General features: G+C 66.1%; 22 protein-coding genes. 5 read left to right on the top strand and 17 right to left on the bottom strand.

The window, feature by feature from the left end; genetic code table 11:
• Positions 1 to 145: 145 nt before the first annotated feature.
• The 6 genes from glnA to aroQ form a co-directional block, all read right to left on the bottom strand.
• The gene (glnA, locus tag U1763_RS01490; protein WP_056490605.1) at positions 146 to 1,558 is read right to left on the bottom strand and encodes a type I glutamate--ammonia ligase; all 1,413 of its coding nucleotides are present in this window, start codon (positions 1,556 to 1,558) and stop codon (positions 146 to 148) included.
• A gap of 143 nt (positions 1,559 to 1,701) precedes the next feature.
• Positions 1,702 to 2,040: a P-II family nitrogen regulator gene (locus tag U1763_RS01495; protein WP_055875939.1), complete on the bottom strand. Its 339-nt coding sequence runs from the start codon at positions 2,038 to 2,040 to the stop codon at positions 1,702 to 1,704.
• Between the two features lie 184 nt (positions 2,041 to 2,224).
• Positions 2,225 to 2,560 carry an arsenate reductase family protein gene (locus U1763_RS01500; protein ID WP_332753805.1) on the bottom strand — a complete coding sequence of 112 codons (336 nt, stop codon included), beginning with the start codon at positions 2,558 to 2,560 and terminating at the stop codon, positions 2,225 to 2,227.
• 144 nt (positions 2,561 to 2,704) lie between these two features.
• Positions 2,705 to 4,057, bottom strand: a complete 1,353-nt coding sequence (gene accC / locus U1763_RS01505) for an acetyl-CoA carboxylase biotin carboxylase subunit (protein ID WP_056490598.1) — start codon at positions 4,055 to 4,057, stop codon at positions 2,705 to 2,707.
• Positions 4,057 to 4,545: an acetyl-CoA carboxylase biotin carboxyl carrier protein gene (accB, locus tag U1763_RS01510; protein ID WP_107955192.1), complete on the bottom strand. Its 489-nt coding sequence runs from the start codon at positions 4,543 to 4,545 to the stop codon at positions 4,057 to 4,059. Before accB ends, accC begins: the two co-directional genes overlap by 1 nt.
• A 14-nt stretch (positions 4,546 to 4,559) precedes the next feature.
• On the bottom strand, positions 4,560 to 5,006 hold the full coding sequence (gene aroQ / locus U1763_RS01515; RefSeq protein ID WP_132896360.1) for a type II 3-dehydroquinate dehydratase: 447 nt from the start codon (positions 5,004 to 5,006) through the stop codon (positions 4,560 to 4,562).
• Between the two features lie 170 nt (positions 5,007 to 5,176).
• On the opposite strand from aroQ, the gene thiS reads away from it, so the two are divergent.
• The 3 genes from thiS to U1763_RS01530 all read left to right on the top strand — a co-directional run bounded on the left by thiS (position 5,177) and on the right by U1763_RS01530 (position 7,395).
• On the top strand, positions 5,177 to 6,169 hold the full coding sequence (thiS, locus tag U1763_RS01520) for a sulfur carrier protein ThiS (RefSeq protein ID WP_332753806.1): 993 nt from the start codon (positions 5,177 to 5,179) through the stop codon (positions 6,167 to 6,169).
• Positions 6,170 to 6,280: 111 nt separating this feature from the next.
• Positions 6,281 to 6,463, top strand: coding sequence for a CsbD family protein (locus tag U1763_RS01525; protein WP_056050734.1), 183 nt, complete (start codon positions 6,281 to 6,283; stop codon positions 6,461 to 6,463).
• Between the two features lie 278 nt (positions 6,464 to 6,741).
• Complete coding sequence (locus tag U1763_RS01530; RefSeq protein WP_332753807.1) at positions 6,742 to 7,395, top strand: HAD-IA family hydrolase; 654 nt, start codon at positions 6,742 to 6,744, stop codon at positions 7,393 to 7,395.
• Between the two features lie 117 nt (positions 7,396 to 7,512).
• Here the strand turns inward: U1763_RS01530 and U1763_RS01535 are convergent, their stop codons facing one another.
• Positions 7,513 to 9,183 (bottom strand): formate--tetrahydrofolate ligase, encoded by a 1,671-nt coding sequence (locus U1763_RS01535; protein ID WP_332753808.1) that lies wholly within the window; start codon positions 9,181 to 9,183, stop codon positions 7,513 to 7,515.
• Between the two features lie 83 nt (positions 9,184 to 9,266).
• Here U1763_RS01535 and U1763_RS01540 point away from each other — a divergent pair, with 83 nt between their 5' ends.
• Positions 9,267 to 10,484 (top strand): MFS transporter, encoded by a 1,218-nt coding sequence (locus tag U1763_RS01540; protein WP_332753809.1) that lies wholly within the window; start codon positions 9,267 to 9,269, stop codon positions 10,482 to 10,484.
• Here the strand turns inward: U1763_RS01540 and U1763_RS01545 are convergent.
• Genes U1763_RS01545 through U1763_RS01555 form a run of 3 tightly spaced genes read right to left on the bottom strand, consistent with a single transcriptional unit; the run spans position 10,460 to position 14,714 of the window.
• Positions 10,460 to 11,533, bottom strand: a complete 1,074-nt coding sequence (locus tag U1763_RS01545) for a lipocalin-like domain-containing protein (protein ID WP_332753810.1) — start codon at positions 11,531 to 11,533, stop codon at positions 10,460 to 10,462. The genes U1763_RS01540 and U1763_RS01545 overlap by 25 nt on opposite strands.
• Positions 11,533 to 14,040 carry an FtsX-like permease family protein gene (locus U1763_RS01550; protein WP_332753811.1) on the bottom strand — a complete coding sequence of 836 codons (2,508 nt, stop codon included), beginning with the start codon at positions 14,038 to 14,040 and terminating at the stop codon, positions 11,533 to 11,535. The genes U1763_RS01545 and U1763_RS01550 overlap by 1 nt, the downstream gene beginning before the upstream one ends.
• Complete coding sequence (locus U1763_RS01555) at positions 14,037 to 14,714, bottom strand: ABC transporter ATP-binding protein (protein ID WP_332753812.1); 678 nt, start codon at positions 14,712 to 14,714, stop codon at positions 14,037 to 14,039. Before U1763_RS01555 ends, U1763_RS01550 begins: the two co-directional genes overlap by 4 nt.
• Positions 14,715 to 15,004: 290 nt before the next feature.
• Between U1763_RS01555 and mazG the strand changes: the two genes are divergently transcribed.
• The gene (gene mazG / locus U1763_RS01560; RefSeq protein WP_332753813.1) at positions 15,005 to 15,739 is read left to right on the top strand and encodes a nucleoside triphosphate pyrophosphohydrolase; all 735 of its coding nucleotides are present in this window, start codon (positions 15,005 to 15,007) and stop codon (positions 15,737 to 15,739) included.
• Here mazG and hflX read toward each other — a convergent pair.
• The 7 genes from hflX to dusB form a co-directional block, all read right to left on the bottom strand.
• Positions 15,720 to 17,012: a GTPase HflX gene (gene hflX / locus U1763_RS01565; protein ID WP_332753814.1), complete on the bottom strand. Its 1,293-nt coding sequence runs from the start codon at positions 17,010 to 17,012 to the stop codon at positions 15,720 to 15,722. The two genes, mazG and hflX, sit on opposite strands and share 20 nt — an antisense overlap.
• Positions 17,009 to 17,575 (bottom strand): RNA chaperone Hfq, encoded by a 567-nt coding sequence (gene hfq / locus U1763_RS01570; RefSeq protein WP_435368360.1) that lies wholly within the window; start codon positions 17,573 to 17,575, stop codon positions 17,009 to 17,011. The genes hflX and hfq overlap by 4 nt, the downstream gene beginning before the upstream one ends.
• Before the next feature lie 88 nt (positions 17,576 to 17,663).
• Positions 17,664 to 19,040 (bottom strand): nitrogen assimilation response regulator NtrX, encoded by a 1,377-nt coding sequence (gene ntrX, locus U1763_RS01575; RefSeq protein WP_132734059.1) that lies wholly within the window; start codon positions 19,038 to 19,040, stop codon positions 17,664 to 17,666.
• 4 nt (positions 19,041 to 19,044) lie between these two features.
• On the bottom strand, positions 19,045 to 21,315 hold the full coding sequence (locus U1763_RS01580) for a sensor histidine kinase (protein ID WP_332753815.1): 2,271 nt from the start codon (positions 21,313 to 21,315) through the stop codon (positions 19,045 to 19,047).
• A gap of 52 nt (positions 21,316 to 21,367) precedes the next feature.
• Positions 21,368 to 22,819, bottom strand: a complete 1,452-nt coding sequence (gene ntrC, locus U1763_RS01585) for a nitrogen regulation protein NR(I) (RefSeq protein ID WP_332753816.1) — start codon at positions 22,817 to 22,819, stop codon at positions 21,368 to 21,370.
• Positions 22,816 to 23,880 carry a two-component system sensor histidine kinase NtrB gene (locus tag U1763_RS01590; protein ID WP_332753817.1) on the bottom strand — a complete coding sequence of 355 codons (1,065 nt, stop codon included), beginning with the start codon at positions 23,878 to 23,880 and terminating at the stop codon, positions 22,816 to 22,818. The genes ntrC and U1763_RS01590 overlap by 4 nt, the downstream gene beginning before the upstream one ends.
• Positions 23,867 to 24,865 carry a tRNA dihydrouridine synthase DusB gene (gene dusB, locus U1763_RS01595; protein WP_132896347.1) on the bottom strand — a complete coding sequence of 333 codons (999 nt, stop codon included), beginning with the start codon at positions 24,863 to 24,865 and terminating at the stop codon, positions 23,867 to 23,869. The genes U1763_RS01590 and dusB overlap by 14 nt, the downstream gene beginning before the upstream one ends.
• Between the last annotated feature and the right edge of the window lie 24 nt (positions 24,866 to 24,889).

The raw sequence follows: 24,889 nt of genomic DNA on the forward strand, positions 1-24,889 counted from the left end.
GAAAAAGGGCGCCTAGATTGCTCCGGGCGCCCTTTCTCTATTCAGCGACGTGGCGAAGCCACGCCGTCGGTCGTCGCGGTTCGCGACGCCGGCCGGGCTTCGGCGTCTCGCGGTCAGCTTGCGCTGGCCGCGTGCGCCGTGCGCATCACCCGCTGTAGTACATGTCATACTCGACCGGGCTAGGCGTCATCTCCCAACGCGCGACCTCGGCGTACTTGATCTCGACATAGCTCTCGATCTGGTCCTTCGAGAACACGTCGCCCTTCAGCAGGAAGTCGTGATCCGCGAGCAGGCATTCGAGCGCCTCGCGGAGCGACCCCGCGACGGTCGGGACCTGCGCGAGTTCTGCCGGCGGCAGGTCGTACAGGTTCTTGTCCATCGCTTCGCCCGGATGGATCTTGTTGAGGATGCCGTCCATGCCGGCCATCATCAGCGCCGCATACGCGAGATACGGATTGGCCAGCGCGTCCGGGAAGCGCACTTCGACGCGCTTCGCCTTGGGGCCGGTGCCGTACGGAATGCGGCACGATGCCGACCGATTGCGCGCCGAGTAGGCGAGCAGCACCGGTGCTTCGTAGCCGGGGACGAGGCGCTTGTAGCTGTTGGTCGACGGGTTGGTGAACGCGTTGACGGCCTTCGCATGCTTGATGATGCCACCGATGAAATACAGGCACATGTCGCTCAGGCCCGCATAGCCATTCCCGGCGAACAGCGGGGTCTTGCCTTCCCAGATCGAGAAATGCGTGTGCATCCCCGAACCGTTGTCCTCCTTGATCGGCTTCGGCATGAACGTCGCCGTCTTGCCGTACGCATGCGCGACCTGGTGGACGACGTACTTGTAGATCTGCATGCGATCCGCGGTCTGCGTCAGCGTGCCGAAGGTCAGGCCCAGCTCATGCTGTGCGGCTGCAACCTCGTGGTGATGCTTGTCGCAGGGCAGGCCCATCTCGATCATCGTCGAGACCATCTCGCCGCGGATGTCGACGGCCGAGTCGACCGGCGCGACCGGGAAGTACCCCCCCTTGGCGCGCGGACGGTGACCAAGGTTGCCGCCCTCATATTCGCGACCCGAATTGCCCGGCAGCTCGATGTCGTCGATCTTGTAATAGCTGGTCGAATAGCTGTTCTCGAAGCGGACGTCGTCGAACATGAAGAATTCGGCTTCGGGGCCGACATACACGGTGTCGCCGACGCCGGTGGTCAGCAGATACGCCTCGGCGCGCTTGGCGGTCGAGCGCGGATCGCGCGAATACAGTTCCCCGGTCGAAGGATCGGCGATGTCGCAGATGAGGATCATCATCGGCGTCGCCGAGAACGGATCGACATAGACCGCGTCGAGATCGGGCTTGAGCGTCATGTCGCTCTCGTTGATCGCCTTCCAGCCCTCGATCGACGAGCCATCGAACATCAGGCCGTCGGTCAGCTCGTCTTCGCCGATCAGGCTCGCGACCATCGTCAGATGCTGCCACTTGCCCTTGGGATCGGTGAACCGCAGATCGACCCACTCGATCTCCTGGTCCTTGATCATATTGAGAACGTCGGAGGCCGAATTCGCCATGATGCTTGCCCTTCGTTTTGAGACTTCCGCCGCATCATGCGGGGAATCTAATTGCGGTATGGATGATCATTTCCACACAATGTTGCGCTGCGTCAAATGACGATGTCGTCACTCGTCGTCAACGCCCTATGCGTGGTCTGGAACTAGATAGCGTCGTCGTCGCGCTCGCCGGTGCGGATGCGAAGCGCGCTCTCGACCGGGATGACGAAGATCTTGCCGTCGCCGATCCGGCCGGTCTGCGCAGCCGCGGCGATCGCCTCGACGACGCGCTGTGCCAGACCGTCCTCGACGACGACCTCGAGCTTCACTTTCGGGAGGAAGTCGACGACATATTCCGCGCCGCGATACAGTTCGGTGTGGCCCTTCTGCCGGCCGAAACCCTTGGCCTCGGTCACGGTGATGCCGCTCACGCCGATCTCGTGCAGCGCTTCCTTCACCTCATCCAGCTTGAACGGCTTGATGATGGCTTCGATCTTTTTCACAGGTACGCCCCCGATTGTCGTTGAAACCCTCGCCCTTGCGAGCGAGCCGTCCGCCCTGAAGGGCGCCTTGCACCAAGCGTGCCAGCCGCAGCGCCCTCGGGCAACCGCGGAATATCGTTGATTTCACTGCCCGAAATTGCGGCACCTGGGCGGTGCGTGCGCAATGTAAGGGCAGGGGAGCCGATCACAGGATTTCGTGCAGCCGCGCGATCGGGCGGCCGAGCCGGACGCCCTTGTCGGTCTCGACCAGCGGGCGTTCGATCAGCAGCGGATCGATCATCATCGCATCGAGGATCGCCTCGGCGTCGCCATGCTTGATCGCCTTGGCGCCATCTTCGGCCATGCGGAGGCCTTGGCGCGGGGTCATGCCTGCGCGGTCGTAGAGGCGGACGAGTTCCGCGCGGGTGGGCGGGGTCTTGAGGTATTCGACGATCGTGACGTCCGCCCCGGCTTCCTGCAGCAGGGCGAGCGCCTCGCGGGACTTGGAGCAACGCGGGTTGTGGTAAATCGTCGCCTTCACGAATGCTCCGTTATCATCTGACGCCCCGTCATCCCGCTCTACCTCCGTCATCCCAGCGAAAGCTGGGATCTCCCCGTTCGGGTCGCACCGCAAACCAAGCGGGAGATCCCAGCTTCCGCTGGGATGACGCATGAGGTGGGAGGGTTAAGCCCCCTGCTTGGCCAACCACTCTTCCAGCCACTTGATCGTGTACGCGCCCTCCTGGAACTCCGGATCGTCGAGCAGCGCACGGTGCAGCGGGATCGTCGTCGTGACACCCTCGATCACCATCTCCTCCAACGCCCGCCGCAACCGTCGCAGCGCACCCTGCCGAGTCGTCCCGTAGACGATCAGCTTGGCGATCATCGAGTCGTAGTATGGCGGCACGCGATACCCCGCATACAGCCCGCTATCGACGCGCACATGCATCCCGCCCGGCGCGTGATACACCTTCACCAACCCCGGCGACGGCGCGAACGTGCGCGGGTCTTCGGCGTTGATGCGGCATTCGATAGCATGGCCGCGGAACTGGACGTCTTCCTGACGGAGCGTCAGCGGATGACCCTCGGCAACGCGGATCTGCTCGCGCACCAGGTCCAGCCCGGTGATCATCTCGGTCACCGGATGCTCGACCTGGAGCCGGGTATTCATCTCGATGAAGTAGAATTCGCCCGCTTCCCACAGGAACTCGATCGTCCCCGCGCCGCGATAGCCCATGTCGGCCATCGCCTTGGCGACGATCCCGCCCATCCGCTCGCGCTCTTCGGCGGTGATGATCGGCGAGGGCGCTTCCTCAAGCACCTTCTGGTGGCGGCGCTGCAACGAGCAGTCGCGTTCACCCAAGTGGATCGCGTTACCCTCACCGTCGCCAAAGATCTGGAATTCGATATGCCGCGGGTTGCCGAGGTATTTTTCCATGTAGACGGTGGCGTCGCCGAACGCGGCCTTCGCCTCGCTGCCGGCCTGCTGCATCTGCGTTTCGAGATCGTCGGCGTCGTTGACGACCTTCATGCCGCGACCGCCGCCGCCCGATGCCGCCTTGATGATCACCGGATAACCGATGTCCTCGGCGATGCGCTTGGCCTCGGCGATGTCGCTGATCGCGCCGTCCGAACCGGGGACGAGCGGCAGCCCGAGTGCGCCCGCGGTCCGCTTGGCCTGGACCTTGTCGCCCATCGTGCGGATGTGCTCGGGCTTCGGCCCGACGAACAGGATGTTGTGCAGCTCGACGATCTCGGCGAACTGCGCGTTCTCGCTGAGGAAGCCGTAACCCGGATGGATCGCGTCTGCGCCGGAGATTTCGGCGGCCGAAATGATGTTCGGGATGTTCAGATAGCTGTCCGCAGCGGACGGCGGTCCGATGCAGATTGCCTCGTCCGCGAGCCGGACGTGCATCGCGTCGGCGTCGGCGGTCGAGTGCACCGCGACCGTCTTGATCCCCATCTCGTGGCAGGCACGGTGGATCCGCAGCGCAATCTCGCCGCGATTCGCAATGAGCAGCTTCTTGATTTGCGGCATTATTCCACCACGACCAGCGGCTGGTCGAACTCGACCGGCTGGCCGTTCTCGACCAGGATCGCGGTCACGGTGCCGGCCGACGGCGCGACGATCGTGTTCATCACCTTCATTGCCTCGATGATCAGCAGCGTGTCGCCCGCATTGACCTTCTGGCCGACGGTCGAGAACGGCTTCGCCTCGGGATTGGCTGCGAGATAGACGGTGCCGACCATCGGCGACTTGACCGCGCTCGCGCTGATCGCGGGGGCGGACGCGCCGACCTCGGCCTGCGGGATCGACAATGGTGCCGAGACGGGGGCAGGAGCGGGCGCCGGCGCGTAATGCGCGACGGGGGCTGCCTGGGCGGCCTTGCGCGCGACGCGGATGCGGCGCGAGCCGTCCTCGACTTCGATCTCGGTCAGCTGCGTGGTGTCGAGCAATTCGGCGAGCTGGCGCACCAGGGTCACGTCGACCTGCATCGCACCGGTGTTTTCGGTTGTATCGTTCATGGCGGGGCCTCCTGTCAGAACCGTGCGACGGCTTCAAGCGCGAGCAGATACGAAAGCGCGCCGAAACCCGCGATCGTGCCCTTCGCTGCCTGACCGACCAGGCTCACATGCCTGAACGATTCACGCGTATGGGGATTGGAAAGATGCACTTCGATCACCGGAGTCTTCACGCCCTTGATCGCGTCGTGCACCGCGACCGAGGTATGCGTGAACGCGCCCGCGTTGAGGATCACGGCCTTCGCGCCGCGCGCCTGCGCCTCCTGGATCCAGTCGACGAGGTGCCCCTCGTGATTCGACTGGCGCATGTCGATCTCCAGGTCGAGCTCGCGCGCGCGATCCTCCAGCATCCCGGCGATATCGTCGAGCGTCTCGTCGCCATAGATTTCCGGCTCGCGCGTTCCCAGCAGGTTGAGGTTGGGGCCGTTCAGGACGAACACTGTCGCAGTGACGGTATCTGGCAAGGGCAGCTCCTGGTTGCGGGGGCTGCGAACGACCCCCTATATGCGTCGTCCCACCCTTACCCGTTCGTGTCGAGCGAAGTCGAGACATGAGACAAGCAGCGGACGGGTGGTTTCTCGATCAGCCTGTCCCGAGCCATGTCGAGGGGCTCGCAACGAACGGAAAGTTTTGCATGCCCCACTCCGATGGTACCGTCTCCATTACCGTCAACGGCGAACACAAGCGGGTGACGGCCGGGTTGAGCCTAGCGGGACTCGCGACCGAACTCGGCCTTGTACCCGAAAAGATCGCGGTCGAGCGGAACATGGAGGTCGTGCCGCGCTCGACACTGGCCGATGTGATGGTCGAGGACGGCGACGACCTCGAGATCGTGCATTTCGTCGGTGGTGGCGACCACGAGGACAGCTGGACGGTCGCGGGTAAGACGTTCAAGTCTCGGCTGATCGTCGGTACCGGCAAGTACAAGGACTTCGCGCAGAACGCCGCCGCGGTCGAGGCGTCGGGCGCGGAGATCGTCACGGTTGCGGTACGCCGCGTCAACGTTTCGGACCGCAACGCGCCGATGCTGACCGACTTCATCGACCCCAAGAAGATCACCTACCTCCCCAACACCGCCGGCTGCTTCGACGCCGAATCGGCGATTCGCACGCTGCGACTGGCGCGCGAGGCGGGCGGCTGGGAGCTGGTGAAGCTCGAAGTGCTCGGCGAGGCGAAGACGCTGTATCCCGACATGGTCGAGACGCTGCGCGCGACCGAGATTCTCGCCAACGAGGGCTTCAAGCCGATGGTCTATTGCATCGACGATCCGATCGCCACCAAGCGGCTGGAGAATGCCGGCGCGGTCGCGATCATGCCGCTGGGCGCGCCGATCGGCTCGGGCCTCGGCATCCAGAACCGCGTGACGATTCGGCTGATCGTCGAGGGGGCAGGGGTGCCCGTGCTGGTCGACGCCGGCGTCGGCACCGCGTCGGATGCTGCGGTGGCGATGGAGCTCGGCTGCGACGGCGTGCTGATGAACACGGCCATTGCAGAGGCGAAGGACCCGTTGATGATGGCGGCGGCGATGAAGGCCGCGGTCGAATCGGGGCGGCTCGCGTACCGTGCCGGGCGGATGGGGCAGCGTCGCTATGCCGATCCGTCGAGCCCGCTGGCGGGGTTGATTTGAAACATATGTCATGACGCAAACGTCACGGAACCCACGGTAAAGACGGCCGTTATACCTTAGCAAGTTCAAGCGGCCCGGTTGGCGGGCCCGCAAAAGCAAGTGGAGGCTCTGATGGGCGAGTTCACCGACAAGGTCGCAGCAGCAGGCAACAAGGTTGCAGGCAACGTCAAGGAAGCCGTCGGCAAGGCGACCGACAACGAGAAGCTGGTAGCCGAAGGCGAAGCGCAGCAGGCCAAGGGCACTGCGCAGAACGTCAAGGGCAGCGTCAAGGGCGCACTCGGTGATGACATCTAAGCTTTGGCTTGATGTGAGAATACAGGCCGCTTCGGGAAACCGGAGCGGCCTTTTCTTTGTGTGGTAGGTTCCGCTGCATCGCAACCGCAACCGCAACTACTACCATCCCGGCGAAGGCCGGGGCCCAATTGGGGAACGATGCTCATCAAGGGTAGCGCGTCGTTACCTCTGACATGCCAATTGGGCCCCGGCCTTCGCCGGGGTGGTGCCTTCGCCGGGATGGTGCAGAGAACCAAATCGCCTTGCCCCACCCGCCAACCTCCCTCACGAGCACCCGCATGATTCTCCCGACCCGCAGCTACGCCGCCTTTCTGTTCGATATGGACGGCACGATCCTCACCTCGATCGCGTCGGCCGAGCGCACCTGGACCAAATGGGCAATCGCACATGGCCTCGACGCCGCGACGTTCGTGCCGACGATCCACGGCGTGCAATCGGTCGAGACGGTCCGCCGCTTGAACCTCCCCGGCGTCGACCCGGTCGCCGAAGCCGCGGCGATCACTGCCGCCGAGATGGAGGATGTCGACGACATCGAACCGATCGCCGGGGCGGCTGCGTTCCTGGCCAGCCTGCCACCCGAACGCTGGACGATCGTCACCTCGGCACCGCGGGCGTTGGCCGAAGTCCGGTTGAAGGCTGCCGGCCTGCCGATGCCTGCCACCATGATCGCAGCCGACGACATCCCCAACGGCAAACCCGCACCGGACTGCTTCCTCGTCGCGGCCGAACGGCTCGGCGTTGCGGCGGGCGATTGCCTCGTGTTCGAGGACGCCGCCGCAGGGATTGCGGCGGGTGAAGCGGCGGGGGCGGATGTGCTGGTTATCACCGCCACGCATTCGCACGGTGTCGCGACGTCACATCCGACGGTGGTCGATTATGTCGGGTTGTCGGTCGCGGTCGGGCCGGACGGTCTGGTCGTCATGCGAGACTGACGCCCCGCCCGCGTCATCCTGACGAAAGTCAGGATCCAGAGCCATGAAGGGCGCCGACGGTTACCCTGGATCCTGACTTTCGTCAGGATGACGGAGGAGAGGGTAGCATCTGGGGCCTCAGAACAGCCCCTCGATCAGCCCTTCGGCGTTCAGGTGGATCGCCTCCGCCGCTGGCACGCGGGGCAGGCCCGGCATGGTCATGATCTCGCCGCAGATCGCGACGACGAACCCTGCACCCGCGGCGAGGCGGACTTCGCGGACCGGCACGATGTGACCGGTCGGCGCGCCCAACAGAGCGGGATCGGTCGAGAAGCTATACTGCGTCTTGGCGAGGCAAACGGGCAGATGGCCGTAGCCCGCATCCTCCCAGCGCTTGAGTTGCGCGAGCACGCTCGGCTCCGCGACCGCATGCTCCGCGCGATAAATCCGCCGCGCCACGGTGTCGATCTTGTCGAACAGCGACAGTTCGTCGCCATAGATCGGCGCAAACCCGCCACCATGCGTCTCGCAGATCTCGGCGACCGCGTCGGCCAGTTCGACTGCGCCCGCGCCCCCGTCGGCCCAATGCCGGCACAGGATCGCGCGCGAACCGTGCTGGGCAGCGGCCTCGACGATCGCCGCGATCTCGGCGTCGCTGTCAGTGTAGAAATGGTTGATCGCGACGATCGCGGGGACGCCGAACTGGCGGATGTTCTCGATGTGGCGGACGAGGTTCACTGCACCCTTGCGGACCGCGTCGACATTTTCCTGCGCGAGGTCGGCTTTCGCAACGCCGCCGTTCATTTTCAGCGCGCGCGCGGTTGCGACGATCACGACCGCGTCGGGGGCGAGCCCCGCTTGGCGGCACTTGATGTCGAAGAACTTCTCGGCGCCCAGGTCCGCGCCGAAGCCGGCTTCGGTGACGACGTAATCACCCAACGACAATGCGGCGCGCGTGGCGATCACCGAGTTGCAGCCATGCGCGATGTTGGCGAACGGGCCGCCGTGGAGGAACGCGGGCGTGCCTTCGAGCGACTGGACGAGATTCGGCTTGATCGCCTCCGCCAGCAGCACCGCCATCGCGCCGTCGGCCTTCAGGTCGCGCGCGGTAACGGGCTTGCGGTCGCGGGTGTAGGCGACGACGATATCGCCGAGCCGGCGTTCCATGTCGGCGAGGTCGTTGGCGAGGCAGAGGATGGCCATCACTTCGGAGGCGACGGTGATGTCGAAGCCCGATTCGCGCGGATAGCCGTTGGCGACGCCGCCGATCGACTGGACGATGTCGCGGAGCGCACGGTCGTTCATGTCGAGCACGCGGCGCCAGACCACGCGGCGAACGTCGATCTGGAGCGCGTTGCCCCAGTGGATATTGTTGTCGATCATCGCCGCGAGCAGGTTGTGCGCCGCGGTGATGGCGTGGAAGTCGCCGGTGAAGTGAAGGTTGATGTCCTCCATCGGCGCGACCTGCGCACGGCCGCCACCGGTCGCGCCGCCCTTGGTGCCGAAGCACGGCCCGAGCGAGGGTTCGCGGAGCGCGAGAACCGCTTTGCGCCCGGTGTGGCGCAGCGCGTCAGCGAGACCGATTGAGGTCGTCGTCTTGCCTTCGCCGGCCGGGGTCGGGTTGATCGCGGTGACAAGGATCAGGCGGCCCTTCGCGCCCGACTTCCGCGTTTCGAGCCAGTCGAGCGCGATCTTTGCCTTGAAGCGGCCGTAAGGCTCGATCGCCGCGTCGGGGATGCCGAGGCCGTCCGCGATGGTGGCGATAGGGCGCAGCGCGACGCTGCGGGCGATGGCGATATCGGTATCCATGCGGATCGGCCTAGCGAGGGTCGCGACAGGTTTCCAGATGCTACGCTAGCGCGGGCGATGGCATTTCCGTAAACGCAACCGCAATGACGGATACCGACAGCAAGACGCCCGAGACTTCCTCCGGAATGACGCCCGCTTTGACCACCGTGTTTGCGGTCGCGTGCGGGATGATGGTGGCCAACCTCTATTACGCACAGGCGCTGATCGGCGAGATCGCGCCGGCGCTCGGGCTTCACGGCAGCACCGCCGGGCTGATCGTGACGCTGACGCAGCTCGGCTATGGCGCGGGTCTGCTGCTGATCGTGTCGCTCGCCGATCTGGTGGAAAATCGCCGACTGATCCTTATGATGGTCGCCGGGACGACGGTCGGCCTGATTGGCGTGGTGTTCTCGACCGGCGCGATGAGTTTCCTGCTGTTCTCGTTCGTTACCGGTTTCTGTTCGGTCGGTGCGCAGATCATGGTGCCGCTCGCCGCGCATCTGGCCCCGGATGCCAAGCGCGGCCAGGTGATCGGCAACATCATGGCGGGGCTGATCACCGGGATCATGCTGGCACGGCCGCTGGCGAGCGGGCTCGCGTCAATCGCCGGATGGCGCGCGATCTTTGCCGTGTCGGCGGTGGCGATGGTCGCACTCGCGCTGTTGCTGGCCAAGATGCTGCCCGAGCGGCGACCGAGCCCGGGTCTCGGCTATGGCCAGATCCTTGCGTCGAGCTTCCGGCTGCTCGCGCGGACGCCGGCGATCCGGCGGCGGACGGCGTATCAGGCGACGATGTTCGCGATCTTCAACCTGTTCTGGACCGCGGTGCCGCTGGTGCTCGCGCGCCAGTTCGGGCTCGGGCAGGGCGGTATCGCGCTGTTCGCCTTGGCGGGAGCGGGCGGTGCGCTGACCGCGCCGATCGCCGGCCGGTTGGGGGACCGCGGCTATATCAGGATGGGGACCGGGATCGCGCTGGGCAGCGCTATCCTCGCCTGCCTGGTCGCGGGCTGGGCGGGCGCAGTGCACATGCTGATCGTGCTGGCGCTCGCGGCGGTGCTGCTCGATGCTGCGACGCAGTTGAACCAGGTGCTCGGCCAGCGCGTGATCTATTCGATCGCGCCCGAGGCGCGCGGGCGGATCAATGCGATCTACATGACCATCGTGTTCCTGGGCGGTGCGGCGGGGTCAATGTTGGCGTCGTTTAGCCTGTATCATGGCGGCTGGACCGCGACGATGGCGGTCGGTGGCGTACTGGCGGTGGCGGCGTTCGCGCTGTTCCTGACAGAGCCGCGAGACGATCACATCTTGAGCGGATCCGCGTAACCGGTCAGTTCGAGATAGCCGCTGCCGCCGTTGGTGCGGACTGCGCCCTCCCAATAGACCGGCATGCCGCTGCGCCGGGCGTCGAGTTCCTGGTCGGCGAATAGCGGGTTCAGGTCGAACCGGCGGACACCTTCGGGGAGGCGGATGCTAAGCCGTTGCGTGACGGGATAGAGCGCGCCGGTACGCGGCGAGCGCCATTGCTTCAACGGGTCGAAGCGGACGTCGCCGGGCGCGAACCGGACGACGCGCCCGTCGGCGCGGCGCAGCGAGCCGCCGGCCCAGACCTGTTTGCCGCCAGCCCCTCGAATCCGGAACGCCATCAGCGCGCCGCCATCGTCGAGGTTCAGCCCCGTCCAGTCCCAGCCGACCGCACCGCCGCCGAGATAATCCGACGACCATTCGCGATCGAGCCACGCCTGGCCGGTGACCGGCTGCGCCTTCCTGTCGTGGGTGAGGCTTCCCGTGATGGCGAGGTGCGGGACCGAGTAATAATAGCTCGCCTGCTCGGGGCGGGGACCCTTCTGACTGTAGCCGTCCTGGCCTTCGAGCAGCGGGGGCTGGCGTGGGGTGAGGGTCAGCGCAAGTGCGAAGTCGGGCGTCGCGACGGTGGTGACGAAGCGACCGTCGGGGAGGCGGCGGATCCGCCAGTCGCGCAAGGTCACGTCGGAGTCGCCGATCCGCGCCTGGGCTAGGCCGAACCCGGCTCGGGCCGCGCGCTCGCCGTGGAGCAGATGGCCAATGCTCGGGTCCGATAGGGCTGCGTGCGCGAACAGGATCTGCTTCGGCGCGAACCTGCTCGGGTTGGCGGCGTCGGTTTTGGGTGTGGTGCGGAAGAAGGTGATCTGGAAGCCGAGATCGCGGCCGTCTCGCGTCTTGAGCAGGCCGGTGACGTACCACCATTCGGTACGGAATGCGGGGTGGGCGCCGTGCTCGCGCGGGAAGACGAAGCGCGCGCCGGGGCGGACGACGGGATAGTCGGTCGCGGTAGGCATCGCGGCGGTCAGCGCGAGCGCGGCGACGGTGAGAACGGATTTGACCGAGCGGCGCATCACCAATCCTCCCTGACCATGCGGACCGCGTCGGCGGCAATCGCGCGGCGTCCGGCGAGCGTGGCGGTTCCCGCGGCGGCAATGACCAGTGCGCCTGCGACGCTGGCGACAATGCCCCAGGGCACCCGCGTCGCCATCGTCCAGTTGAACGACTGCGGATTGATAACGTGGACGAGGACCTGCGCCATGATGCCGCCGAGCGCGATCCCGGCGATCCCACCGACCAGCCCGAGCAGCGCGCCTTCGCTCGCCAGCATCGCGATGATCTGGCGTTTCGAGACGCCGATGTGGCGGAGCATGCCGAACTCGCGCGTGCGGGCGATGGTCTGCGCAGACATCGTCGCGGCGACCCCGGCCAGCCCGACGAGGATCGCGACTGCCTCGAGCAGATAGGTGACGGCGAAGCTGCGGTCGAACAGCTCGAGCGCGTAGCGGCGCAATGTCGCCGGTTGGGCGATCGAGATCAGGCTGGCGAGCGCGCGAGGGGAGCGGGCGGCGAGCGCGCGTTGGACTTCGCGGGCGTTGGCGGCGGGGCGAAGCGTGATCGCCGCCTCGGTGCGGGTAAGGTCGCCCGTCGCCTTCGCATAGTCGGTGTCGCGGATCACTATCGCTCCCTGCTGTCGGGCATAGTCGCGCCAAATGCCGGCGACCGCATAGCGACCGGCGAGCGGCAACGTGACGGGTGCGCCGACCTTCCAGCCATAAAGCCGGGCGGCAGGTTCGGAGAGCCAGATCGGTGTCGTGCCGGCGGGGAGACGCTCGGCCTTGTCGAGCAATACCAGCGTCGGATCCTCGCCGTCAGCGACCGGACGGGCGATCAGCGTCACGGGCGGACGATCGGCGCGAAGCGTAAGCGGCACCTGACGGCTGAACGCGATGCGGGCCACGCCGGGCGTCGCGCGGAGGACCGCCTGCGCGGCGGGATCATAGCCGTTGCCACCCTCGACCCGCAGATACAGGTCGTCCGACAGGATCTGGCCGAGCCATTCGTCGACCGCGCCGCGGAAGCTGGTGACCATTACCGCCATCGCGATCATCAGCGCGGTACTGGCGACGATCCCGCACAGCGCGGTGGCGGCCTGGCCGGGGGCGCCGTGAAGATGACGGATTGCGAGGCCTGTCGCGACGTTGCGGTCCGGGCGGCGGGCGAGGGGGCTCAGCAACGTCCGCGCGAGCCAGGGCATGCCGGCGATGCCGCCCGCAAGGATCAGCGCCATGCTCGCAAACCCGAACAATGGCAGTCCGCCGATCGCCGGAATCAGCGCCGCGACGCCGCCGACCGCGATCAGGACCGCGGCAGTGATCCAGGGTACCGGCGTGCGCGGATCGATCACGTCGCCCGCATTGCGCAGCGCGGCGGCAGGCGCGGCACGGGCGGCGATGCGCGCCGGGAGGACGCTGCCCGCGACCGCTGCGAGCAGGCCGAGCGAAAAGAACCCGACCGCAGCGGCTGGGGCGAAGGTTAGACGGACGCTGCCATCGGCGAAATAGCCTGCGCCGAGATCGCCACCGAACCGGGTCAGTGCGGCATAGGCGAGCGCATAACCGAGCAGCAGTCCAAGGCTCGCCCCGATCACGCCGATCGCGAGACCTTCGAGCGCGACGGTGGCGACGATCCCGTTGCGTGGCAGGCCAAGCGTGCGGATCAGTGCAAAGGCCCGCAGCCGGCGCGCGACCGACAGCGACTGCGCGGAGAACACCAGAAAGCCGCCGGTCAGCAACGCGACGAGCGCGAGCATGTCGAGATTGACGCGATAGGCACGCGACAGCGCGTCGCTGCGCGAGGCATCGCTCGCGCTGGTCCCGATCGTCGCGTCGCGCGGCAGGATCGTGGCGAGCGCGGCTGTCGACGCCCCATCTGCCTGCTTGACGTCAATCCGGTCCAGCCGGCCCAGCCTGCCGAACCGCCACTGCGCAGTGGCGATGTCGACGACGCCGATCGCCTGGCCTTCCGCGACGCCGGGGAGGGCACCGGCAATGCGCAACGGCGTGGCCCGACCGTTGGCGGCGACGGTCAGCCTGTCGCCCGGCTTGGTGCCGATAGCGCGCATCGCCGCTGACGAGAGGAACAGCGCTTGTTCATCGAACGCGTCGTCGGTGCGACGGTCGATCCCGGCGGGCGCGATGCCGACCAGCGACGGCGTAACCTGAGCCGCGCGAATCACGTCAAGACCCAGCAGCGTGAAGCGCGCCTTGCCGACCGTGGCGCGTAGCACGACGACCGGACTTGCATCGGCGATGCCGGACGCAGTCGAGACCTTGGCGTACAGCGCCTCGTCGAAGCCCAGCGGAGTGGTCGCGTTGACCTGGACGTCCGCGCTGCCGTTGACGGTCCGCAGCGCGCCTTCGAACGACGTCAGCGCTGACCCGTTGACCAGATGAACCGCGAATCCGAGCGCCACGCCGATCGCGATCGCAACCGCCGTGAGGGCAAGCCGGGCAGGGTGCGCACGCCATTCCCCGCCGATCAACCAACCCAGCGCAAGCCGCGCCGACACCAGGCTCACGCCCGTCGTTCCAGACCCGTCGCGGTCAGTGTCAGGACGACGTCCGCAATCGCCGCGGCAGCTTCGGAATGTGTGACGATGATCGCCGCGGCCCCGTCCTCGCGGACTGCCGTTGAGAACAGGTCAAGAACACTTGCCGCGGTATCGGGATCTAGATTGCCGGTCGGCTCGTCGGCGAGGATGATTGCGGGGCGATGGACGAACGCGCGAGCGATCGCAACGCGCTGCAATTCGCCACCCGACAGATCGCGCGCATAGCCGTCGCCGCGAGCGCCGAGACCGACGCGATCGAGCATATCGTCGGCGCGCGCGGCGAGCGCCTTGCGATCGGCGGACACGAGCGCGAGCGGCAAAGCGACGTTTTGACGCAGCGTCAGATACGGCAGGACGTGAAACGCCTGGAACACGAAGCCGACCCGCGTCGCGCGGAGACGGGTCAGCGCGGTTTCATCGAGCGATCCGAGATCGACGCCCTCGACCACGACATGCCCGGCATCGGCGCGGTCGAGACCGGCGAGGATGTTGAGCAGCGTGGATTTTCCCACGCCGCTCTCGCCGACGATCGCGATCAACTGGCCGCGCTGAGCGACCAGGTCGAGATTGCGGAACAGCTCGCGACCACCGGGCACCGACTTTGCAAGACCCGAAACGCACAAAAGGCTATCGTCAATCATACGTCGCTCATGCCATGTGCGCCGAGCTGGCGACAGTGACGCGATAGTGCGCTAGGTTGCTTTTCCGACGCATATGCCGCGAGCAGCATGGGCCTCACCCGCCCAATACTATATCTTATTTAACATAATATATATTATCGATCTTGCATACGTAGCGAGATTGATACCGGATGCAGAGCGTTCGTCATCCCCGGCCACCAATTGCCTGTCCGCAGCGCAATGACCGTCGCGCTTTGGTGACCTCGCGCGCTATGGCGATACGACAGGCTCATGGCAGGCAGAAGATTCCGATGATCGAACGGTTGATGTCCATCATGGCGCGGTTGCGCGATCCGGTCGACGGTTGCGCGTGGGACCGCGTGCAGACCTGGTCGACCATCGCGCCCTACACGATCGAGGAAGCGTATGAGGTCGCCGATGCGATTGCACGCGACGATCCCGCCGATCTCAAGGACGAGCTTGGCGACCTGCTGCTCCAGGTCGTGTTCCACAGCCGCATCGCCGAGGAATCGGGCGCGTTCACATTGGCCGATGTCGTCGCCGCGATCAGCGACAAGATGGAGCGCCGCCATCCGCATATCTTCGGCGATGCCGCGACCTCGCCGGGATGGGAAACGATCAAGGCGGCGGAGCGTGCGGAGAAGTCCGATCCCAGCGCCTTGGCCGGAGTCGCGATCGGCCTGCCCGCCTTGTCGCGCGCCGAGAAACTGCAGAAGCGCGCCGCACGCATAGGGTTCGACTGGCCCGATTCGGCAGGGCCGCTCGCGAAGGTTTTTGAGGAAATCGAAGAGGTTCGCGAGGCTGGTTCAGATACGGTGGCAGAAGAGATCGGCGACCTGTTGTTCGCAGTGACGAACTGGGCGCGTCATCTCGGCATCGATCCGGAGGCGGCGTTACGCGCCGGCAATGCGAAGTTCGAGGCGCGGTTCCGGGCGATCGAGGCCGATGGCGGCGATGCCTTCGCCGCCATGACACTCGATCAGAAGGAAGCCCTGTGGCAGTCGGTCAAGCGTCGCGGCGGATAAACCGGTCGTAGTCGGTTTCGGACAGCCGCACGTCGTAGGTCGTCTCGAGTTCGTCGTCCAAGCTGCCAAGCACCTCACCGTGCGCATGTAGCCATGCCGCCCCCGCCCCGTCGGTCGCATCGAGCGTGATGCTGTAGCGACGATGCGCGCCGGTCAACTTGGCGGCGACCTGGTGGATCAACTCATCCACCCCTTCCCCGCTCAGCGCCGAGATCGCGACCACGTCGTCGCGGTGCGCGGCCTGGCCCGCAATCTCGTCATGCGTCTCGGCATCGAGCAGGTCGAGCTTGTTCCAGACCTCGAACCGCGGCGTGTTCTCGTCCACGCCGATTTCGGCCAGCACGGTCTCGACGTCGGTCCGCTGCGCCTCGGTATCGGGATGCGCGATATCGCGGATATGGACGAGCAGGTCGGCAGAGACCACCTCCTCGAGCGTCGCCTTGAACGCGGCGACCAGCTGCGTCGGCAGGTCCGAGACGAACCCCACCGTGTCGGAGAGAATCGCCTTGTCGATGCCGGGCAACTGGATCTGCCGCAACGTCGGGTCGAGCGTGGCGAACAGCAGATCATCTGCCATCACGTCGGCGCCCGTGAGCCGGTTGAACAGCGTCGACTTGCCCGCATTGGTGTAGCCGACCAGCGCGATCACTGGCCACGGCGCACGCTGGCGCCGCTCGCGGTGAAGCCCACGGGTGCGGCTGACCTGCTCCAATTCGCGCTTCAACCGGGCCATCCGGTCGCGGATCAGGCGGCGATCCGCCTCGATCTGGGTCTCGCCCGGACCGCCGAGGAAGCCGAAGCCACCGCGCTGGCGTTCGAGATGGGTCCAGCTCCGTACCAGCCGGCCGGCCTGATAATCGAGATGCGCGAGTTCGACCTGCAAGCGGCCCTCGGCGGTCGCTGCGCGCTCGCCGAAGATCTCGAGGATCAGCCCGGTGCGATCGATGACCTTGGTCTCGAGCGCCTTTTCGAGATTGCGCTGCTGGACCGGGCTGAGACTCGCGTCGAACACGACGAGCCCCGCCTCTTCCATCCGCACCTGGGTCGCGAGCAGTTCGACCTGACCGCTGCCTATCAGCGTCGCCGGCTTGGGCTGACGAACGCGGTAAGCGATCCGCTCGACCACCTCGACGCCGATCGCCGCGGCGAGACCGGCGGTCTCCTCCAAGCGAGCATCGACGTCGCGCGATGCGTCACCCTGGTCGGGCAACACCACGATCGCGCGCGTACCGCGGGTGAACTCGTCCCGATCGCGTTCGAAACCGCTACTCAATCGTCATGGTCCGCGTCATCGACATCATCCGTATCAGTGGGTTCCTCGGCGAGGTTCAGCGGGCGCGCCGGCTGGATCGTCGAGACCGCGTGCTTATAGACGAGCTGTGCCATGCCTTCGCGCTGGAGAAGCATGCAGAACAGGTCGAAGCCGGCGATCTGGCCCTGCAGCATGACGCCGTTGATCAGGAACATCGTCACGCTGTCTTCGGATTTCCGCACCGCGTTGAGGAAAATGTCCTGCAGCAACGGGTGCTTCTTCTGGTTCTCTCCAACCGCGTCCACGATCGCCGACACGTCCATCGGTCCGGCGGGCATGATCGTCGAAATGGCGTGCTTGTAGATCAGCTGCGACTGGCCGTCGCGGCGGAGCAGCACGGAAAAATTATCGAACCATGTGACGATGCCCTGGAGCTTCACGCCCTTGACGAGGAACATCGTGACCGGCGTCTTGGAGCGCCGGAGTGCATTCAGGAAGAGGTCCTGAAGCGAGCCTGGTTTATCGGCCAATGGGATAACCCTTTGTTTTTGGCGGGACTTTGCCCGCAAGGCGCTGTTTCCCAGCGTCGGAGATGCACCCGGTTACCGGGCACCGTATATGATCTATGATCGCCACCCCAATAGTTCCAGAGGGGGGCGAAATTGCGGCGCCTTATTCGTCGCGTGTTTCGGTGATGCCGAGGAGCTTCAGTTTGCGGTGGAGCGCCGATCGCTCCATGCCGATGAAGCTCGCCGTCCGCGAGATGTTGCCCGAAAAGCGCCGAATCTGGACGCGGAGATATTCGCGTTCGAACGTCTCGCGCGCCTCCCGCAACGGCGATCCCATGATCGCGGTGCCGCCCGCCGCGCCCATGTCGCCCTGATCGCCAAGCACTTCGGCGGGCAAAAGGTCGATATCGATCCGGCCGATCCGGTCGCCCGGTGCGAGGATGATCGTCCGCTCGACGACGTTGCGCAGCTGGCGGACGTTACCGGGCCAGTCATAGGATTGCAGCGCGACCATCGCGTCGGCTGCGATCTCGGGCGTCGGCACGCGGCGTTCGGACGCGTAATGCGCGATGAAATGCTGGACCAGCGCGGGGATGTCCTCGCGGCGATCGGACAGCGGCGGGATCGTCACGGGGACAACGTTGAGACGGTAATACAGGTCCTCGCGAAACCGCCCCTCGGCGATCTCGAAGACGAGGTCGCGGGCGGTCGCCGAGACGACACGGACGTCGACCTTGACCACTCGGGTGCCACCAACGCGCGTGAAACTCTGGTCGGTCAGCGCGCGCAGGATCCTCGCCTGCGTGGTGATTGGCATGTCGGCGATCTCGTCGAGAAACAGCGTGCCGCCATGTGCCTGCTCGAACAGGCCTGGACGGACGAGATCACCCGCTTCCTCGACGCCGAACAGCTCCTCATCGACGCGCTCCGGAGTCATCCGTGCAGCGCTGACGACGATGAACGGCGCGTCGGTGCGCAGGCTCCAGCCATGCAGCAGGCGCGCGGCGACTTCCTTGCCGACCCCTGCCCCGCCCATGATGAGCACGCGACTGCCGGTCGCGGCGACGCGCTTCAGCGTGGCGCGGACGCCGTTGATCGATCCCGAGCTGCCGGTCAGATCGGTCTCGCGGCCGACGGTTGCTCGCAACGTCGCGACCTCACGACGCAGCCGCTCGGTCTCGGTCGCGCGCGCGACCATCAGCAACAGGCGCTCGGCCTCGAACGGCTTTTCGATGAAATCGGACGCGCCGCGGCGGATGGCGGCGACCGCAGTGTCGAGGTTGCCGTGGCCCGAGATCACCAGCACCGGGATCGACGGATCGCGCCGCTTGATCTCGTCGAGCAATTCTAGCCCGTCGAGCCGCGAGCCTTGCAGCCAGACGTCGAGCAGCACCAGCGATGGTCGCCGCGCGGCAATCGCCTCTAGCGCGCTGTCGCTGTCGCCAGCATCACGCGTCGCATAGCCTTCGTCCTCCAGGACGCCGGCGACCAGTTCGCGAATGTCACGTTCGTCGTCCACGACGAGAATATCGAGCGCCATCAAATCATGTCCGGTTGCGAGTCATGGTGGCGAGTTGGCCATCCCCTGCCCCCTCGGGTAGCGGCCCTCTTGCGTCGAGCCCCCCTTGATCCAGGCCCCCTTGGTCGAGCGCGGTGAGCGCCCTTATATCGAAGATCATGGTGACGAGTGTACCGCCACCCGGTCGATCGGAGAACCCGATCGTGCCACAATGTTCCTCAATGATCTTCTTGACGATGGCAAGCCCGAGACCGGTGCCACGCGCCCGTGTCGTGACATAGGGTTCCATGATCCGGTCGCGATCGACGGGCAGGCCGATGCCCGTGTCGGCCAGCGCGATGGTCACGCTGCGGCCCGGATCCTGGCTCAGCGCCATGGTGACCGATCCACCGGGTTCACCCTTTGCCTCAATGGCTTCGACCGCGTTCTTAACGAGGTTCGTGAGCGCCTGTCCGATCTGGCGACGGTCGCAGACCAGCGCCAGGCCGGGGTCGTCGTTGACCAGATGGAACCCGATCGCGGGGTGCGCCACCTCGTGCAGGAAAAGCGCTTGCCGCGCGGCGTCGACCAGCGATTCCTCGCGAAAGACGGGCTTTGGCATCCGGGCGAACGACGAGAACTCGTCGACCATCCGGCGCAGATCGCCGACCTGACGGATGATCGTGTCGGTCAGCCGCGAGAAGGTGCCGTCCTGCATCTCGGTCTTTGTGCCGTAGCGGCGTTGTAGGCGTTCGGCGGCAAGCTGGATCGGGGTCAGCGGGTTCTTGATCTCGTGCGCGATCCGCCGCGCGACGTCGGACCAGGCCGCACGGCGCTGATCGAGCAATTGCTGCGTGATGTCGTCGAAGGTCAGGATCGGGCCCGTCGCAGGTCTCGCAATCCGCACCGCCAGCGTGCGGACGTCGCCGCCCTGCCCGACCTCGACGATCGCCTCGCGGTCCCCACCGTCGAGCATCGCGTCGAGCTCGGGTGCGACATCGACCAGTCGCCGACCGACCAGCCCGCCGGCATCGGTGCCGAGCAACGTCGTCGCCGAATCATTGGCGATCGTGATCGTCCGCTCGCGTCCGGTTGCGACGACGCCCGCGGAAACGCCTGCCATCACCGCCTCGATCAGCGCGCGGCGGCTTTCGAGCTGGCCATTGGCGGTGACGAGTTCGGTGTTCTGCGCCTCCAGCTGCCCGGTCATCTGGTTGAACGCGTTGGCGAGCGTGCCGACCTCGTCGCGGCTGCGAGGATCGGGCACGCGCGCAGTCAGGTCGCCGCCTGCCACCCGGCGTGCGGCGTCGACGAGCTCGCCGACCGGCCGGACGAGGCGATCCGCGACCGCCAGCGCGATCCACACCGCAATCCCGACGATCAACAACGAGATCAGCAGCAGTGCCGCATTGAACTGCAGTTGCAGGCTGCGCGCCCTGGCCAGAAGCGATCGATAACTCTTCAGCACATCGTTCGCGCGCGTGGTCTGTTCGGACAGTAATTTCGTATCCTCGACGCGGCCCGCATAGAGGAAAAGCTCATCAGATCCCGGCAGCATCGTGATCGTCTGGATACGATCGCCGGTCACCGCCACGACCGCGCTTTTGCCTGATCGCAGTTCGGCGATCGCCGAGGGCGTGACACGACGCGTAAAGTCGATCTCGTACGGGTTGACGATCGCTAGCGTCTGGATCCCCTGCTGGGGGGACAGCTTGAACAACGCCGCTTCCGACAGGCTGCGAAAATAGACCTGTTGGAGGAACCAACCGGAAAAATCCGGGCTCTGCAGCGAGCGTTCGCGGAGATAGGCGGACATGTCGCTCGCCATCGTCACGGTGGCTTCCTGCCATCGGTTAAGCTGGCGGGCGTAGGACGACTGGGCAAGCCCGGTCGCATTCTCAAGCATTCCGCGCGCCTGGTCGGAATACCAGAACTGGACGCCGTACTGGAACAGCAGCGACGCAAAGATCGTCACCAGCAGCATCGGCACCGCCGCAACGATCGAGAACAATGCGACGAGGCGGACATGGAGGCGACCGCCACCACCGACCGGCGAACGCGCCGCACGCCGCATCGCCACCCGCCGCCCCAGCAGCATGAGCAGGGCGATCCCCGGCACGAGATTGGCGACGAGCAGCAGCGCGACGAGCGGCGGGGCCAACAGACGCTGCGGTGCGTCGGAGCCGGTGATGACGAAATAGCTGGCCACGGCGATCGCGATCGCGACGCCCAGCACAAGCGCTTCGACCGCAGGCGTCACCGCGAACCGGTGCGCGGGCCCGTCATCATCCATCGGTAGCGTCGCGGAAGCGATCATCGTTGCCCCGATACAACGTCAACCGTTGCCAGGAAACCACATAATGACAGGATCAGCGCCGTTCCGCCTCGTCACCGCGCTGTGCATCGACACCGCTGTCGATATGGATGCCGAGCGTATCGAGCCTTTTGCGGAGCGTGTTGCGGTTGATGCCGAGCGCGCGCGCCGCGCGAAGCTGATTCTGTCCGTGGCGCGCGAGCATCGCCTCGATCAGCGGGCGTTCGACTTCGCCGATCACGCGGTCGTAGAGCGTGCCATCGTCGAGCGATGCGGGATCTTCGCGCGCGATCCGGTCGATCATCGCGCGCACCGCCTGGCCGATCTCGATCTCCACCGCTTCGCTCGACGCCGCCTGGGTGCCGATCATCGCCCGGATCGCCTCGGCGCCGATCACCTCGTCACGCGCCAGCACGGCGAGACGACGCATCAGGTTCTCGAGTTCGCGGACATTGCCCGGCCAATCATGTGCGCCGAGTTCGGTCAGCGCGTCGCCGCCGAGTTGACGGCGTGGCAGGCCTTGCATGGCGGCGTGATCGAGGAAGTGGCGTGCGAGCAAGGCGATGTCCTGCCGCCGCTCGCGGAGTGCCGGCAGCGCGATCGGCACGACGTTGAGGCGGTAGAACAGGTCTTCGCGGAACTGGCCATTAGCGACCTGCGATGCCAGATCGCGGTTGGTGGCGGCGACGATACGGACGTCGACGCGGATCGTCCTTGCCCCGCCGACGCTGGTGAACTCGCCCGACTGAAGCACGCGGAGCAGGCGGGTCTGCGCCTCCATCGGCATGTCGCCGATCTCGTCGAGGAACAGCGTGCCGCCCGACGCCTGCTCGAACCGCCCGGCATTGCGCGTTGCCGCGCCGGTGAAGGCACCGCGCTCATGCCCGAACAGCTCGGCCTCGATCAGTTCGCGCGGGATCGCGGCCATGTTGATCGCGACGAACGGGGCCGCGCTGCGTGGCCCCAGATCATGGATCGCGCGCGCGACGAGTTCCTTGCCGGTGCCCGATTCGCCCGAGATCAGCACGGTCAGGTCGTTCGAGACGACCCGGGCGATGATCCGATAGACGTCCTGCATCGCCGCCGAACGCCCAATCAGCGGGAGTGCACGATCCGCGTCGTGGAGCGCATCCTCGCTGACCATGCCGCCACGGGCAAGCGCACCGGCGACTGCACGCGTAAGGACGTCGAGGTCGAACGGCTTGGGGAGGTATTCGTAGGCACCGACTTCGGCCGCGCGGACCGCGGTGGTCAGCGTGTTCTGGGCCGAGAGGACGATGATCGGCAGCAGCGGAAAGCGCGCGGCGACGCTGCGGACGTGGTCGATGCCGTCGCCGTCGGGGAGAATGACGTCGGTGACGAGGACGTCGGGAAGCGAGGCCGCGAGCGCGCGTTCGAGTTGCGCCAGACTGTCGGCGACGGTGACGTCATGCCCCGCCCGGCGGAGTGCCTGCGCGACGACGGTGCGGATCGCGGCATCGTCGTCGACGACCAGGACGGTGCTCATGATGCCGCTCTCGGGAGCAACAGGCGGAGGACGGTCATTTCCGGCGTACCTTCCCGGGCGTATTGGACGATGCCGCCCATGTCTCGCGTGAGTTTGTCGACGAGCGCGAGGCCGAGCCCCTGCCCTTCGCGACGACCTGACACGAACGGATCGAACAGGTGATCGGCAATGTCGGCCGGCGCGCCCGGGCCGTTGTCGAAGATGCAGATCTCGATCGGCAGCGGCACGCGCGGCTTGCCCGGTGCGGCGCTGACGGTGATGCCGTGACGATAGGCGGTGGTCATCACGAGCCGCGGTTCGCGTTCGTTTCGAACGGCTTCGCGCGCGTTCTTAAGCAGGTTTATGACAATCTGGAGCAGCGCATCGCGGTTGATCTGTGCGGGGGGGAGCGACGGATCGAAGCGTTCCTCGATCGTGATGCCGCGTGCGAACCCAGCGAGCGCGAGCCGGCGGGCATGGCCGAGCAGCGGATAGATGTTCTCGCTGGCGAGTGGCAGCGGCCGCGTGTCGCTGAAATCCTGCATCCGATCGATCAACGCGGCGATGCGGTCGACCTCGGTGACGATCAGCGTGGTCAATTCACCGGCGCCGAGCAGTTGGGCGGCACCGCGGATGCCCGACAGCGGGTTCTTGATCTCGTGCGCCAGCATTGCCGCCGCACCGACCGCAGCCCTGGCTCCGGCCGCACGGTCCGCGGAATGGCCGAGGCGGCGCGAGGTTGCGGCGGAATGAAGCGTGATGGCGCGCCAGCCAGGATAATCGGCGATCTGAGTCTCGGCAAAGTCGACGCGGATCTTCACGCCGCGCGCGGTCGATATCTCGGTGTCATAGACCGCCAGCCCGTGCCCATCGCGGTTGCGCGGATCGTCGGGCGGCGGGATGATCGCGTCGAGCGGCTGGCCGATCATCAGCCGCTCGGACAAGTTCAGCAGTTGTTCGGCGAGCGCATTGGCGTGCGCGACACGGTGGTCGGGATCGACGACGACGACCGCGACCGGAAGCGCAGCGAACAGCTCCGCAAAGCTCGGCCGTCCGCGTGAACTGGTGTCAGGCCGCCGCAAGGTCACGCCAAGGCGCGTAGAACTCGGCAAGCATCGCCTTGACCTGCTTGGGATCGGGCACCTGGTTCACCTTGTTGCGGAACTCGGCCGAACCGGGGAGGCCCTTGGTGTACCAGCCGATGTGCTTGCGCGCCATGTTGACGCCGGTCTCGATCCCGTAATGTTCGAGCATCGCCTCGTAATGCCCTGCGATCGCGTCATATTGCTCGGTGATCGACGGGTCTTCGATGCGGCGGCCGGTGGCGAACCACTCCATCACCTGGCCGAGCACCCACGGGCGACCGTAGCTGCCGCGGCCGATCATCAGGCCGTCCGCGCCCGACTGGTCCATCGCCGCTTCGGCGTCCTCGATGGTGCAGATGTCGCCGTTGACGATCACCGGCACGCTGACCGCGTCCTTGACCTTGCGGACGAAGCCCCAGTCGGCGCTGCCCTTATACATCTGGTTGCGCGTGCGGCCGTGGACGGTGATCAGCTTGATGCCGAGATCTTCGGCGATCCGTGCGAGATCGGGGGCGTTGAGGCTGTCGTGGCACCAGCCCATCCGCATCTTCAACGTCACGGGCACGTCGACCGCCTTGACCGTCGCTTCGATGATCGCGCTGGCGAGCTTGGTGTCGCGCATCAGTGCTGAGCCTGCATCGCCGTTGACGACTTTCCGCACCGGACAGCCCATGTTGATGTCGATGATCGCCGCGCCGCGATCCTGACTGAGCTTGGCGGCCTCGCCCATCTCGTACGGGGTGCAGCCGATCAGCTGCATCGACACCGGCTCTTCCAGCCGGTCCCACGCCGCCTTCTGGAGCGACTGGCGGGTCTCGCGAATCGCGGCCTGGCTCGCCACCATCTCAGTGACGTTGAGGCCCGAGCCATAGCGTCGCACGAGCGTGCGGAACGGCATGTCGGTGACGCCGGTCATCGGCGCGAGCACGACGGGGCTTTCGATCCGGACGGGACCGATCTGGATGGGGGATAGATTACGCATGAATGTGCCTGAAAAAGAGGCACG

Origin of the sequence: Sphingomonas sorbitolis (assembly GCF_036663875.1) — a bacterium.
In the GTDB taxonomy this organism is placed as follows: Bacteria; Pseudomonadota; Alphaproteobacteria; order Sphingomonadales; family Sphingomonadaceae; genus Sphingomonas.